At 44.1% G+C, this 14,367-nt stretch carries 12 protein-coding genes; all 12 read right to left on the reverse strand.

What is annotated here, in order from left to right; all coding sequences use genetic code 11:
- Positions 1–603, reverse strand: a complete 603-nt coding sequence (locus tag V6M43_RS09460) for a thioredoxin family protein (RefSeq protein ID WP_332734639.1) — start codon at positions 601–603, stop codon at positions 1–3.
- 64 nt (positions 604–667) lie between these two features.
- On the reverse strand, positions 668–1,636 hold the full coding sequence (locus tag V6M43_RS09465; RefSeq protein WP_332734641.1) for a YihY/virulence factor BrkB family protein: 969 nt from the start codon (positions 1,634–1,636) through the stop codon (positions 668–670).
- Positions 1,633–2,682: an endolytic transglycosylase MltG gene (gene mltG / locus V6M43_RS09470; protein ID WP_332734643.1), complete on the reverse strand. Its 1,050-nt coding sequence runs from the start codon at positions 2,680–2,682 to the stop codon at positions 1,633–1,635. Before mltG ends, V6M43_RS09465 begins: the two co-directional genes overlap by 4 nt.
- Before the next feature lie 77 nt (positions 2,683–2,759).
- The gene (gene secG, locus V6M43_RS09475) at positions 2,760–3,119 is read right to left on the reverse strand and encodes a preprotein translocase subunit SecG (RefSeq protein WP_039132226.1); all 360 of its coding nucleotides are present in this window, start codon (positions 3,117–3,119) and stop codon (positions 2,760–2,762) included.
- Between the two features lies 1 nt (position 3,120).
- On the reverse strand, positions 3,121–4,104 hold the full coding sequence (locus V6M43_RS09480; RefSeq protein WP_332734646.1) for a hypothetical protein: 984 nt from the start codon (positions 4,102–4,104) through the stop codon (positions 3,121–3,123).
- A 28-nt stretch (positions 4,105–4,132) separates the two neighbouring features.
- Positions 4,133–4,627: an LPS assembly lipoprotein LptE gene (gene lptE, locus V6M43_RS09485; RefSeq protein ID WP_332734648.1), complete on the reverse strand. Its 495-nt coding sequence runs from the start codon at positions 4,625–4,627 to the stop codon at positions 4,133–4,135.
- The gene (locus V6M43_RS09490) at positions 4,620–5,885 is read right to left on the reverse strand and encodes a sigma-54 interaction domain-containing protein (RefSeq protein WP_332734650.1); all 1,266 of its coding nucleotides are present in this window, start codon (positions 5,883–5,885) and stop codon (positions 4,620–4,622) included. Before V6M43_RS09490 ends, lptE begins: the two co-directional genes overlap by 8 nt.
- A gap of 25 nt (positions 5,886–5,910) precedes the next feature.
- Positions 5,911–7,320, reverse strand: coding sequence for a tRNA (N6-isopentenyl adenosine(37)-C2)-methylthiotransferase MiaB (miaB, locus tag V6M43_RS09495; RefSeq protein WP_332734652.1), 1,410 nt, complete (start codon positions 7,318–7,320; stop codon positions 5,911–5,913).
- A gap of 81 nt (positions 7,321–7,401) precedes the next feature.
- The gene (locus V6M43_RS09500) at positions 7,402–8,850 is read right to left on the reverse strand and encodes a TolC family protein (protein ID WP_332734653.1); all 1,449 of its coding nucleotides are present in this window, start codon (positions 8,848–8,850) and stop codon (positions 7,402–7,404) included.
- 6 nt (positions 8,851–8,856) lie between these two features.
- A complete protein-coding gene (locus tag V6M43_RS09505; protein ID WP_332734655.1) occupies positions 8,857–9,528 on the reverse strand; it encodes an ABC transporter ATP-binding protein in 672 nt (223 codons plus the stop codon).
- A gap of 7 nt (positions 9,529–9,535) precedes the next feature.
- Positions 9,536–11,917, reverse strand: a complete 2,382-nt coding sequence (locus tag V6M43_RS09510; RefSeq protein ID WP_332734657.1) for an ABC transporter permease — start codon at positions 11,915–11,917, stop codon at positions 9,536–9,538.
- 10 nt (positions 11,918–11,927) lie between these two features.
- On the reverse strand, positions 11,928–14,363 hold the full coding sequence (locus V6M43_RS09515) for an ABC transporter permease (RefSeq protein WP_332734659.1): 2,436 nt from the start codon (positions 14,361–14,363) through the stop codon (positions 11,928–11,930).
- Positions 14,364–14,367: the final 4 nt, after the last annotated feature.

Below are 14,367 nucleotides of genomic sequence, written 5' to 3' on the forward strand. Positions count from 1 at the left end.
TCAGCTTTTCCGCTTGATGCCACAACCCACAGACCTTGTTTCCTTTACAGTAACGTCTTTTCCTGCAATAGTTTCGTTGATGGCTTCACGAAGATGCGTACGCGAAATTTTGGATTCATCGGCGGGACTATCATCAATGGCGCCATGATATACCAGTTTTCCATCACCGTTAAACAGGAAAACCTCAGGTGTTCTTGCTGCACCGAATGCGTCTGCCAACTCATTGTTACTATCAATGGCATAAGGCCAGTTATACCCCTGCTTTTTAGCGTAGGTTTGCATGGCATTATAGGAATCAGCTTTGGAACGTTCACCTTCATTGGAGTTCAGAAGGACCACACCAATATTTTTTTCCAGCGCATATTTGCTGATCTCGCGGGTGCGCTCCTGGTTTTTTACAACGTATGGACAAGTATTGCAACTGAACATTACAAGTAATCCATTGGGTGTTTTTATATCAGCAAGGGAAAGGATCTTTCCGGAAACATCCTTCATCTTAATATCCGCTTTAGGAATATCTGAGCCTATGGGCAATGAACCTTGTTGCATAGTGAATGCAAAAGCAGTAATAGCAATTGCGGCAAGCATCAGTAATTTTTTCATGTCCTTTATTTTTAATAAATACCGCAACCCCGTTAGGGGTTCATTCTAAAGTTCGTTAAAATTTTTAAGATTCCTTCTGCTCAAGGGCTTCTTTACGGGCTCTTTCAGCCGCCATCATCTTGAGTGAATGGATACTAACGTTGAGTTCATATCCAATAAGCAGTACCAGCGCGCTGAAATCGATAAGAACCATCAGGATCATTATTGTTCCGATAGAGCCATATACTTTGTTAAAGCTTCCGAAAGTATTCACCCAAAAGGAAAAAATCAGTACTGTAAGGATAATTAGCCCGGTGGCGAGGATGGTACCCGGGGAGGAGAGCTGCCAACGTTCATGTATAGCCGGAACATATTTGTAAATGATGGCTATACTATAATATACAAGCGCAACAATAAATACCCAGCGAAGATTAGCCACAAGCCATGAAACAAGCGGCGTGTTAATATCCAGTTTATCAAGTATCCAGTGCAGGAAAGTACCCTGTGCTATCAACAGTATGATAACAATGAAGATCATTAGGATAAGAATGGTTGTGATCTTCACTGCCACCCATCTGCTCAAAAGAAAATTCCGGCTGGTAGCATAGAGAAGTGATTTATTAAATGTTCGCATGATGCCCAACACTGCGTTTGAGGCATAGAAAACTGCTATGAAAAAACCGAGTGAAAGTAGTCCGGAGCGTGGTGTTTCAAGAAAGTCCACCAAAAAATCTTTCACCATCACATAGGTGGTCTGGTTAGGTGTGAGGTCGCGGGTTAACAACAATAGTTCTGCCGTAATCTGTTTAGAAAATGGCATATAGGGGATAAGGGTACAGAGAAATATTGTAGCAGCAGGAATCGCCATCAGCAGATTAAATGAAATGGCCGCCGCCCTGTCATTCAATCCCACTTTTTTAACCTGTTGCAAAAAAAACACGATCACATCATAAAGGGGCAGGCCTTCAAATCCCGGTAGGGATATCTGCTTGCTTTTGCTCGTCAGGAAGCGCATCGGCGCGCTTTCGAGTATGATGCGTTCCAGTTTGATCATTTGCCGTTATTGCCGGTATCTTCAGGTTGATTCTTTTTCTTCATATAAGTATCCAATGCCGATTGATATGCCTTCGCATATTGCAGGTGTTGATTATAATTTTCGGCAAACACATGATAACCTGAGAAATCGGGCCTTGCTACAAAGAAAAGGTAATTTGTTTGTGGTGCCCTCAGAACCGCATCAATTGTCACTTTTTGCGGCGTGCAAATGGGGCCTGGTGGCAAACCCGCCACCCTGTAAGTATTATATGGTGATTCAACCGCAAGATGCTTGTTGTATATGCGCTTTAGCCCGAAATCACGGAGTGCGAATTTTACGGTTGGGTCTGCGCCAAGACGCATCCCTTTGTTGAGCCTGTTAATATAAACGCTGGCTATAGTATCTTTTTCATCATTTTTATTTGTCTCCTCTTCCACAATGGAGGCAAGGATAACTACCTGCTCTGGACTTAGTTTCAAACCTGTGGCTTTCTGTTTGCGCTCCTCATTCCAAAAGCTTTCCCGGGAACGCATGATCTTTGCTATCACCTTTGAAGGAGTTGTATTCCAGAAATAAGTATAAGTATCTGGCATCACTCCTGTCATTACGGTATTACTATCTAACCCATATGCTTTAAGCGAATCATTATTATTAAGGAAACTGATCATTGCGATGGAATCAAATTCCAGCTTTCGGGCTGCGAGAGAGGCAAGGTCTTCTTTGGTTCGCAGTTTTGTGATTACCAGGTTCACAGCATCCTGCTGCCCGTTTCTAAGCTTGCGGATAATACTGATCAGGCTGCTGTTTGCCGGGATGGAATAACGCCCCGCCTTAACCTTCTCAGGATAATCGAGTTGTGTGGCGATAACCCCGAATAAGGACGGATTCTTAACAACGGTATCTCTCTTTATTATTTTCATTACCTGCTCATAGTTACTGCCAGTAGGAATCTCCAGGTAATATGTTTTTGCGGTGAAACCCGTAGCAGGGCCTAAAACTTTCCACGCAACAATTGCTGCGGCCAGCACTACTAATAACATCATTATCAAAAGGACTCTTTTCATGGATCTTCGATTGCTTTGTAAAATAAAGAAAAAACCCTGCCAGTGGCAGGGTCTTTATAACTAAGCTTATCAGATTATTATTTTGTAGTATCTGTTGTAGCAGGAGCCGGAATAAGGGGTTGTGCATTCTGCGCAGGAGGTGTTTGTGCAGGTGCAGTTGCTGCTGGTTTTGTATTCAGTTGCTCAAGCAGATTGTTGTTGCTGGCAGTGGTCTTCGGAATGAACATAGCACTGAAAAGGCAAAGCAAAGCAACAACGGTTGCAAAAATCCAGGTGCCTTTTTCAAGTACATCAGTAGTTTGCTTAACACCCATAAACTGATTACTGAGCCCCGCAACACTGCCGGCCAATCCGCCGCCCTTTGGATTCTGTACGAGAATAATAAACCCCAGTATCACACTAGCCAGTATTACTAATATCAGGAAAAGAATTGTCATCTTATCTATGTTTTAAATTTTCAATTCGTGCCGCAAAATAAGCGGATTTGTCGGGATAAGCCAAACTTAATTTGCGGTATATATCGATGGCGCGGGCCTTATTTCCCTGTTTTAACAATACCTCCGCCATGGTTTCTGTCACAACTTCCTTCATTTCAACCGATCCGGCAGCCATGGCCACAATATTGTCACCATTGCTGGTATCAAGCAGTTGCTGTTCAATTTCAGTATTTGGAAGCCTTTTCATTGTGCGTATCCACTCAGTGAAACTTTTTAGCTGCTTTCCCAGCTTATCCCCAGGCTTTATATCCTGGCCAAGTTTGATGCCCTGCGAGGCGAAATAATCTATAGTATGGTAAGGCTCAAACACCGGCATCTCGTCGGTTTGTGGATTAATATCACGCAACGAAGGGATAGGGATAGGGGATTCCATCCTGAGCAGGTCGGTACGCAGCGGTGGCTCGGGGGTGTCGTCATGTTGCTGCTCAGAAAACTCCTCTGATTCTATGCCGGCCTCTGAATGTGGCTCGGTTGCAATTTCAGTTTCTTCTTCTTTTGTTGGCTCCAACTCCAATAACTGCTCCTGCTCCTTGAGCTGAACTTCCTCCATCTCCGCATGATGTGCTTGCTCGCTCTCAATTTCTGGCCCCGGTTCAATCGTTATAAGTTCCTGATCAGGCTTTTGTTCCTCCTGTTCCTGAACAACTGGCACCGGTTCCCTTACAAAAGCAGAGGTAAAAATTCCCTGCTCAGGTCGATCCCTTAAAACACTATCGATCTGGTAAATATTGGGAACAAACAATGCGGCCTTTGCATATTGCTCATCTGTTTGACTCAATTTCAATTGTTGCTGCTTTTTCAGTAACAACAGCTGAAGCGCTCCCACATAGGGATAACGTTCGGTTGCCCGACGGATCTCATCAATATCAACCACATCCAGATGCGGCTGGTGGAAAAAATGTTGTATGGTTTTATTCAATTCCATTTAACTGGCGGAGCAATATACTGGCTTATTACCAGTTGGAGAAAATACGGTTGAAAATTTCATCACTGAGGTTGTTCACAATTGTTTCACTCAGTTGTGTTTCTGCCTGGGGTAAACTCAGGCTGGCATTAAAATCAAAATTGCGGGTTATATCTGCCTCAAAATCTTTCTTCTCATCAAGCCTGTTCTTAAATATAATATGAACAGTTACATTCAAACGGTTGCTCGCGGCCTGCTTATCTGAAATACCTGAAGTAGTAAGGGAGTAATCAGTTATGGTCGCACTGATATCATAATGCGCCTCCTCTCCCTGGATCTGTGTCAGCTTGGTTTGGTTGTTTACTTTCTGACGCAGTTTGTCAGTAAGCTGCGGACTCAGCAATGGATTAATATACCGGGCTTTATTTTCAATGAAATTGATTCGAACCGTCTTAACCTCCGGCGGAATGGAGATATCGCGGAATGAATAACAACCACTTAAAAAGAATATGGATGCAATTAGTATAGTGAGCAATCTAGTCATTGATATCATATTCTTTTAGTTTTCTGTAGAGCGTTCTTTCACTAATGCCCAGGTCAGAGGCGGCGTCTTTTCTTTTTCCTTTATGCTTTTTGAGTGCTTTTTCAATCAACTCCTTTTCCTTGTCCATAATATTGAGCGACTCTTCTACCTCTTCGTGTGCATAGATATCATCATGTGGCATGATCATGGCCGGCTGCTGAACAGCGGGTTGCACATAAGAGGAGGGCAGTACCGCAGTGGCTGGTTGTTGTATCTCCATATTCATGGGATATTCACGCATCAGGCTCTCCTTGGTGTATGCCACTGCAGCAGAGGCTTCTCCCGGATTCTGGAGTATCTCTACAAACATCTTCTTCAATTCTGTTACATCTTTTTTCATGTCGAAAAAGAGCTTGTATAATAGCTCCCTTTCATTACCGAATTCCTGCTTGTTGCCGTGCATGGGACTATTAACGAGCATGGGTAATCGATTCTGGTTCGTCTCCGGCAGAAAACGCCGAAGCCCCTGCGCGCTGATGATCTTGTCAGTTGACAATACAGAGATCTGGTCCGCAATATTTTTCAGTTCCCGAACATTGCCCGGCCAGGGATAATTTACCAGGATCTGCCTTGCATCATCATCCAGTTGTACAGGTGCGGTCTTATATCGTTCAGCAAAATCAACAGCAAACTTTCTGAAAAGTAGAGGAATGTCTTCCTTCCTGTCCCGGAGCGATGGAACCCTGATTGGTACAGTACTCAGACGATAATAAAGGTCCTCCCTGAATTTTCCATTCTGCGTAAATTCCAGCAGGTCTTTATTAGTGGCCGCAATAACCCTTACATCGGTCTTCTGCACCTTTGATGATCCCACACGAATAAACTCGCCTGCTTCCAACACCCTGAGAAGCCTGGCCTGGGTACCGATTGGGAGTTCACCGATCTCATCGAGGAAAATTGTGCCCCCGTTCACTGTTTCAAAATATCCCTTTCTGCTATCCACTGCACCAGTGAATGCGCCTTTCTCGTGTCCAAATAATTCAGAGTCGATTGTACCCTCAGGGATGGCACCACAGTTTACTGCAATAAAGGGATTATGTTTTCTGGCAGAAAGTGCGTGTATAATTTGTGAAAATGCTTCCTTACCAACACCGCTTTCTCCCACGATCAGCACACTTAGGTCAGTGTTCGCCACCTGGGCTGCTACATTAAGCGCATGGTTGAGGGCAGGGGAGTTGCCTATTATGCCAAACCTGTTTTTTATACTTTGAATCTCCATGTTTATTCGTCAGAAGGTCTATAGTTCAATTAACGATCAATTCTCCGAGTAAAGTCGCCTGGGTGCATTCGGATACTTTCACCCATGCATAATCACCAGCGTTTAAATCACCTGCTTTCGGGAAAACCACCACTTTATTATGACTGGTTCTTCCCATCCATTGCTGGTCACTCTTTTTGCTTTCTCCTTCGATAAGCACCTTGAAGGATTTGCCCAGGTCTCGCAGGTTGCTTTCCCTGCTAAGCCTGCCCTGAAGATCAACGATTTCCTGCAGGCGTCTTTTCTTGACAGCTTCCGGAATATCATCCTCAAAACGGCGCGCAGCAAGGGTTCCGGGGCGCTCACTATAGAAATACATATAGCTGAAATCATACTTGCTATACTCCATGATAGAAAGTGTATCCTGGTGGTCCTCCTCCGTTTCTGTACAAAATCCGGCAATAACATCAGATGATATCCCGCAATCAGGCATCACCTCCCTGATACGGTCAACTTTTGCCATATACCATTCGCGGGTATAGGTGCGGTTCATAAGCTGCAAGAGGCGCGAACTTCCGCTCTGTACCGGCAGGTGGATATAACGGCATATATTCTCATGGCGTGCCATGGTATGCAAAACTTCATCCGTAATGTCTTTGGGGTGGGAGGTAGAGAACCGAACCCTTAGTTGCGGCGATATAAGAGCAACCCTTTCAAGCAGCATGGCAAATGTGACGGGAGCTTCCATCTGCTCGTTCACGAAATAATAGCTATCTACATTCTGCCCAAGCAGGGTTACTTCTTTATAACCATCTTCAAATAAATTCCTGCATTCGGCTACAATACTTTCCGCGTCCCTGCTTCTTTCCCGGCCCCTGGTAAATGGTACCACACAGAAAGAACACATATTATTACAGCCGCGGGTGATGCTTACAAAAGCTGTAATGCCATTGCTGTTCAACCGAACAGGTGAGATATCGCCATAGGTCTCATCCCGACTCAGCATTACATTCACCGCTTTCTGGCCCGTGCCGGCTTCTTCAATAAGGGCGGGAAGTGTTCGGTAGGCATCCGGACCAACAACCATATCTACCAGCTTTTCTTCTTCCAGTAGTTTTGATTTAAGTCTTTCTGCCATGCATCCCAATATACCAACCAGCATACCCGGCCTTGCTCTCTTGGCTTTTTTAAACTCTGTAAGTCGCTTCCTTACCGTCTGCTCAGCCTTCTCCCTTACTGAACAGGTATTGAGTAAAACCAGGTCGGCCTCTTCTGCATTCCGGGTAGCACCATAACCATATTCATTAAGGATAGACGCCACCACCTCGCTGTCTGCGAAGTTCATGGCACAGCCATAGCTTTCTATATAGAAATGCTTTTTGTAGCGGTTCGGGTCCATGGCAAATGGAGCAAATGCCTCGCCCTGCCTGGCCTCCTCATGTTCTTTTTGGATCATCAAATCCCCCATTCAACTCAAATTAAGAGGGCAAAAATAGCGAAAATGAGGGATTAGTGCCAAATTGACAGACCACATTCCTTACCAAAGCGGTTTGCCCTGGTAATAATCGAGGATCTTAGCCCTCAACACATATTCATAGCGGGCTATGATGAGGTTATTATTGGCGCGGTCGAGGTTATTCTTGGCCACCAGGTAATCTACCGAATTAAGGACTCCCTCATTGAACCTGGCTTCTGTTCCCCTGAACGATTCTTCAAAAGCCGCCACCTGGTTCAGCAAGGCGTTATACCTGTTGTAAGTGGCGGTCATATTTAACCATGCCTGCTCCACGGCCTGCTGAAGCCTGATCTTCGTCGTTTTTTCCTCATAGCTGGCATTTTGCACCACCAGCCGGGCCTGACTGATGCGGTTTCGGTTCTGCATGGCATTCAGGATGGGAATCCGAAGACTTAAGTTGATATTGGTGCTATAGTTATTCCTGAACTGATCACTATATGGAATTTTGACCTGATCATAATAATCCACCGTAGTGAACACGGGCGACTTGGCGCCATTCATTAAGACATAGTTGTTGGTGGCGATATCTTCTGATCTCAATAAATTCTGCGTGCTGGCGGCATTTGAATAATTCGTGAACAGTCCGGCATTAAGGCTCAGGGTTGGCCAACGCGCTCCTTTTCTTGCCTTAAGACCCTGCTCCGCACTCTGCGTGCGTAATACGGCGCCTTTAACAATTGCCAGTTGCTGAAGGGCAACCTGGTAGATACTGGCGGCATCTCCCTGGTAGCTGGAAAGAAAATTTTCTGCTTCTATCCTTTCCAGGCTTAGATTGGTATCATAGGGCTGGTTCATCAGCTGGGCAAGCTGCAGTTTAGCTGCCTCCAGCAGGTTCTTTGTATTTACCAGACTCACTTCATCATTTGCCAATTGACCCTTCAGGTCAGTATATTCTGAAGGGGTAATAGTGCCTTCATCATTCAGGATCTTAAGCCGCTCCACCTGCCTTCTGCTCAACTCTACCTGGCGGTTGATCTGAACCAGCTGGTCCTGGTTGCTTAATACCTGCAGGTAGGCCACAATGATCTGCAGGGTAAGATTGTCCTTCTGCTGCTGAACATCCATCTGCGCGGCCTCATAGGCATAGCGTTGCTGTTTAATGGCCTGCTGGTATACCAGTCCGCTAAAGAGAACCACGCCACCTGATAATCCATAATTGGCATAGTTTATATTCTGGTTCAGGTAGGAGTTGGTAAAGGGATCAATGCTTCGTCCCTGGTTGAGACCATGCTCAGCAATACCATTCACTAAAGGCAATAAATTCTGCCGGCTCTGACGATAATCTATCTGAGAAGAAGCCGATTGAAGTTCTGCCTGCTTCAATTCAAGATTCTGACGGAATGCTATCTCCACACATTCCTGCAGGCTAAGACTGTTGGTTGAATCCTGCGCAATTGTTTCTGAAATAACCAGCGCCAGCATTACTAAAACGGCAGTTGTCCTTAACCGGTATATAGCGATCTTTTTCATATTCGTTTATGCATGATGGTTAATGCGGCCGTCCAGGAGGTTGATAATCCTATGGCCGTATGCAGCATTTTTTTCTGAGTGGGTCACCTGAACAATAGTGACGCCATCTTCTTCATTTAATTTCTTAAAGATCTCCATGATCTCTTCTCCCTGCTTTGAATTCAGGTTGCCAGTGGGTTCATCTGCGAGGAGTAATTTTGGCTTGGCGATGAGTGCTCTCGCAATACCTACAAGCTGTTGCTGCCCTCCGGAGAGTTGGTTGGGGAAGAGATCCTTTTTGCCAACTATATTAAACCGGTCGAGCATATCAGCCACCAGGGCTTTCCTTTCTGAAGATTTTGTGTCCTGGTATAGGAGAGGTGTTTCAATATTCTCATAAACCGTTAACTCATCAATCAGGTGATAGGCCTGGAAAACAAATCCGATATGTTGCTTGTATATTTGTGCCCTTTGTTTTTCTTTGAGTTCGTGAATGGGCTGACCAAGGAAACTGTATTTGCCCTCATCTGCATCATCAAGCATACCGATAATATTCAGCAGAGTCGATTTGCCCGAACCGGAAGGTCCCATCACAGACACAAATTCCCCTTCATTGATATCAATGTTAATATCCTTCAACAAAAACACCCGGTTACCACCATTGGTCACCCATTTTGTTATGTTCTTTAAGTTTATCATTTGAATACTATTCAGCTTTTAAACTGTTCACGGGCTTGGCCAATGCCGCACTGTATGCCTGGAATCCTATAGTCATAAGTGCGATCAGGGTTACCAATAAGCCCGCAGATACAAAGATCCACCAGCCTATCTCAGTGCGGTAAGGATAGTTCTCTAACCATTTATTGGTAGCCCACCATGCTATCGGAAAAGCAATTAATGCAGCCACCAGTACCAGCTTCAGGAAATCAAGGGATAGGTTTCTTACAATGCCATAAACAGATGCTCCCAATACTTTCCTTATGCCTATTTCCCTGGTTCTTTTCTGTGCCGCAATGGTTGCCAGTCCAAGTAACCCGATACTGGAAATAACAATAGTTAAGATTGCACCCATCGTTATGATCTGCTTCCACTTTGCTTCAGATTCATAAGCAGCAAGGTTTTCATCCTCCTTGAATTTTACGGAATATGGTCTGAAGGGAAAGAATGATTTGAACGTTTTCATCATATGGTCCTGTGCTCCGGCTAAACTACCTGAACTGATCTTCAGGTAAACGTCATTATATGAATGAGAAGGATGAAATGTAAAGAGCTGTGGCTGGATGGTTTCATTTAAGGAAGCATAATGGTAATCACGAATAACCCCAACTACTTTCATTTTCCGGTTATGGTAAAAGAAATCTACTTCCTGGTCGAGCGGATTTTTCCAGCCTGCCTTCTTCACGAAACTCTCATTCACTATTACACCATTAGCAGTGTCAAGGGGAAAGGAAAAATTCCTGCCTGCAATCACAGGTATTTCAAACAACGGAAGATAGGTTTCATCAATGTATTTATAGTCAAAAGTTATGTCTGTACCATTATTAATTCTTGCCCCGGTAATCCAGCCGCCACCCTGGTCGGCAGCTACTTTTTCTATACCGGGATACTTCATCAGTTCAGTTTTCAGTACGTCAAGTTTAGCTTTGTCCATCCTGCCTGCCGATACATGTGCCACACCCTTATCATTATAGCCGAGGTCATAACGGGTGAGGTAATTGAATTGTGTATAGATAGTTATAACAGCTATTATCAGGAAGGTGCTGAGGGTGAACTGGAATACCACCATCCCTTTTGCCAGATAGTTTTTTCCTTCATAGGTTGCCCTGCCATAAAGGGTTTTCACCGGATTGAAACCCGACAATACCAGTGCCGGATAAAAACCTGCGAGGAAGGCTGTTATACATAACAGCAAGGCATAACCCAGAACCAGTTTTATATTGAAAAGATAACTGAATGAGAGCGCCTTATTGGCCAGCGTATTGAAATAAGGGAGCACCAGATTTACCAGCACCAATGCAAACCCAAAAGCGATCACAGATACGATAAAAGATTCTCCAATAAATTGTACTATGAGCTGGCTTCTTTGTCCCCCAACACATTTTCTTATGCCTATCTCACGGCTTCGCTTAAGCGACCTTCCGATTGTCAGGTTTACAAAATTGATACAGGCGATCACCAGTATCAGAATCGCAATTGCAGATAGTATATACGAATAAACCGGGTTACTGGCATCATAGAGCCCATTCATAGCCTGGAATCGCGTGCTCAGGTGCATATCAAGCAGCTGCTGCAAGCCGAAACTTACCTTCTCCTTAAAGCCATATTTTTCGGCATTTACCTTTAATTGCTCAGCTGCCTCCCGTTGGAATACCTGCTGGAATTTGTTTTCCACCGCCGCAATATTGCTACCGGGTTTCAGTGCCACAAATGTGTTGAGGTAAAAATTGATCCACTCCGTATCCTTGTTTCTTGACTCGGCAAATTTCATCGGCAGCAGCACCTTTATTTTAAGCGATGAATTCTGCGGCGTTGTTTTAGTTACACCTGCTACCTGGAAGGGCTCGAAATCTTCGCCAAATTTTAATTCCAGCGTTTTACCCATGGCATCACGGGTCCCGAAATATTTAATGGCAAGCTCTTCAGATAGTACAACAGATCTGAGGTTGTTAAATACAGTAGCCGGGTCGCCGCTTAATAATGGGAAACTGAAGAAATTGAAGAAGTTTTCATCAACATATTGTGCATCCTGGTCATACACCTCATTGTTATGGCGAATGGTTAGTCCCTCATTTTGTATCCGTACATAACTCTCTATTTCGGGTATACTATTTTTGAAAGCAGGTCCGGGCATCATGCCTGTAATTCCTGTTTCATTTTTCGTTCCATCAGGTGATACTATTGTTGATGTAATGCGGTAGATATTCTCTTTATTGGCATGAAACTTATCATAGCTGAGTTCATCCATGGTGTAGAGATATATCAGCATGCAACAGGCAAGTCCGATACTCAATCCAATGATATTGATAGCGGAAAACACTTTGTTTCTCCAGAGATTCCGGATACCTATTAAGAAATAATTTTTTAGCATGGGATTGGTTTTACTCTGATCGCAATGATTGTGTGGGATTGTTAAGTGCAGCGCGGAGGGCCTGGAACCCAACCGTGAAGAGGGCTATCAAGGCGGCCATCAATCCGGCAACAATAAACACCCACCAGCCGATATCAATGCGGAAAGCAAAGTCCTGCAGCCATTTGTTCATTACCAGCCAGGAGATCGGGAACGCCAGACAGGCTGATATAGCCACCAGCTTCAGGAAATCCTTTGACAACAAAACCATGATCTGGTTTACCGAAGCCCCCAGCACCTTCCTTACACCGATCTCTTTGGTGCGCTGCTCTGCCATAAATGCCGCCAGTCCAAACAGCCCCAGACAGGCGATCAGTATTGCAAGCACAGCAAAGCTGAACGCCAGTTTACCCGCCTTTTCTTCAGCCTTATACATTTCATTGAAAGACGCATCGAGAAATGAATACTGGAAAGGGAAGCCGGCTGCCTGTGCATCAAATTTCTTTTCAACCTCTTTAACCATGGTGGGAATACGCGCAGCATCCACTTTCATGGCAATGGTATAGTCGGCCCTTCCCAGCCGCATGCAAAGCGGACCGATCTGTTGCTTCAACGATTCAAAATGGAAATTTTTCACTACTCCTATAATGGTGTACGCCAACAGCTCCGATTGCAGATTGCTATTGCTCTTGTATATTTTTTTTCCAATAGGATCCTCATATCCCAGCATCTGGGCGGTGGTTTCATTGATCAGTAATGCCATGGAATCGGACTGGAAATCCCTTGAAAAATTACGTCCCTGTTTTAATTCCATTCCAAGAACCGGTATATAATTTTCATCAATATTCCATACCTGCATGTTGAATCCATTTTTCATATCCATCACCGCTTCTTTCGAAAAGGTGTTGTCATTTCTGCTGCTATTATCTACCGGCAGGTATCCACCATCTGTAACCATCTTCACCCCGGGAATGCGTAAAAGTTCATTCTTGAACGCCTTTGTGCCTTCTCCAAGAACCTGTGTATTATGGATCACCATCACCTGGTCTTTAACGAAGCCAAGTTTTTTCTGCTGGATATATCCCAACTGACGGTATACTACAATGGTACCCACAATCAGTAATATCGCCATTGAAAACTGGAGTATTACCAGCACACTCCGCAGGTTGCTCTTTTTACTGCCTCCACTGAGCTTCCCTTTCAATACAGTAATCGGTTTGAAAGAGGATAGGTAAAATGCGGGATAGATACCTGCCAGCAATCCTATCACAAAGGGTATGGAAATTAATACTACCAGGAACAAAGGCTGGAAAAATTGGGAGGCACTTATCTGTTTTCCTGCAATACTATTAAAGAGCGGCAGGGCAAACACTGCTATTGCAATGGCAATTACCAGCGAAAAGAAAGATAGTAGTGTTGATTCTGTGAGGAACTGCCTGATAAGTGTCTGGTAAGTGGTTCCTAATACTTTTCTTATGCCAACTTCCTTTGCCCGGTTGGCAGACCTTGCCGTACTCAGGTTCATAAAATTTATACACGCAATCAACAGGATGAAAATGGCCACCGCCATAAATATGTATACATACTGTATATCACTGTTGATCGACAATTCAGCTCTTCTTCCTGAATGCAGATGTATATCTTTTATCGGCATCAGGCTATAGGTTAAACTGTTGCCTGATTTTTTCATATCATCCAGGCTTTTGATCTGCATCACCTGTTGCAAAACAGGGAATATATGCCTGTTCATATAATCAGGGAACTTAGCCTCCAGACTTTTTGCTGTAATACCAGGCCTGAGCAACAGATAAGTCGCGAAATTATGGCTCATATGATCGCCGAAACCATATTGCAGGTTATCCATGGAGAAGAGAAAATCATATCGGAAATGCGATTGCTTTGGCATATCCTTAATTACCGCAGTAATCTTATAAAGGGTGCCGCCATTTTCGTTTACATCCAGCGTTTTTCCTACTACATCAAGACTGTTGAAATATTTTTTTGCTGCTGTTTCTGAGATCACCACAGTGTTGGGTTCATCCAGTGCGTTTTTGAGATCGCCTGCAACAGGCTGAAAACTGAATACTTCAAAAAATGTGGAATCAACATGGCATACCTGCATCTCTTCCAGGTAATCACTGCCTTTTTTTATAAGCCTTGAACCATTGGATGCATATATCCTGGTAAATTGCTCTACTTCGGGATAGTCTTTTTTCATGGTTTGACCCATCATGTCAGAACTTACTGCCAGGGCCATACTATTTCCTCCAAATAAAATATCTGAGTTGACCCGGTAAATGCGATCAGCTTTCTCATGATATCGGTCATAACTCAGTTCATCAATCACATAAAGGGCAATCAGCAGGAAACAGGCAAGGCCCGTTGCCAGTCCGATAATATTAAGCAGCGAAAAGAACTTATTCTTGATAAGTGTTCGCCACGCGATTTTAAGATTGTTGAATAACATAGAA

The organism is Flavihumibacter sp., from assembly GCF_036676075.1.
Classification (GTDB): Bacteria; Bacteroidota; Bacteroidia; order Chitinophagales; family Chitinophagaceae; genus Flavihumibacter.

Bases quoted from the DNA above. Each gene is read 5' to 3' on its own strand.
- V6M43_RS09460 (WP_332734639.1), bottom strand. From the start codon at position 603: ATGAAAAAATTACTGATGCTTGCCGCAATTGCTATTACTGCTTTTGCA.
- V6M43_RS09465 (WP_332734641.1), bottom strand. From the start codon at position 1,636: ATGATCAAACTGGAACGCATCATACTCGAAAGCGCGCCGATGCGCTTC.
- mltG (WP_332734643.1), bottom strand. From the start codon at position 2,682: ATGAAAAGAGTCCTTTTGATAATGATGTTATTAGTAGTGCTGGCCGCA.
- secG (WP_039132226.1), bottom strand. From the start codon at position 3,119: ATGACAATTCTTTTCCTGATATTAGTAATACTGGCTAGTGTGATACTG.
- V6M43_RS09480 (WP_332734646.1), bottom strand. From the start codon at position 4,104: ATGGAATTGAATAAAACCATACAACATTTTTTCCACCAGCCGCATCTG.
- lptE (WP_332734648.1), bottom strand. From the start codon at position 4,627: ATGACTAGATTGCTCACTATACTAATTGCATCCATATTCTTTTTAAGT.
- V6M43_RS09490 (WP_332734650.1), bottom strand. From the start codon at position 5,885: ATGGAGATTCAAAGTATAAAAAACAGGTTTGGCATAATAGGCAACTCC.
- miaB (WP_332734652.1), bottom strand. From the start codon at position 7,320: ATGATCCAAAAAGAACATGAGGAGGCCAGGCAGGGCGAGGCATTTGCT.
- V6M43_RS09500 (WP_332734653.1), bottom strand. From the start codon at position 8,850: ATGAAAAAGATCGCTATATACCGGTTAAGGACAACTGCCGTTTTAGTA.
- V6M43_RS09505 (WP_332734655.1), bottom strand. From the start codon at position 9,528: ATGATAAACTTAAAGAACATAACAAAATGGGTGACCAATGGTGGTAAC.
- V6M43_RS09510 (WP_332734657.1), bottom strand. From the start codon at position 11,917: ATGCTAAAAAATTATTTCTTAATAGGTATCCGGAATCTCTGGAGAAAC.
- V6M43_RS09515 (WP_332734659.1), bottom strand. From the start codon at position 14,363: ATGTTATTCAACAATCTTAAAATCGCGTGGCGAACACTTATCAAGAAT.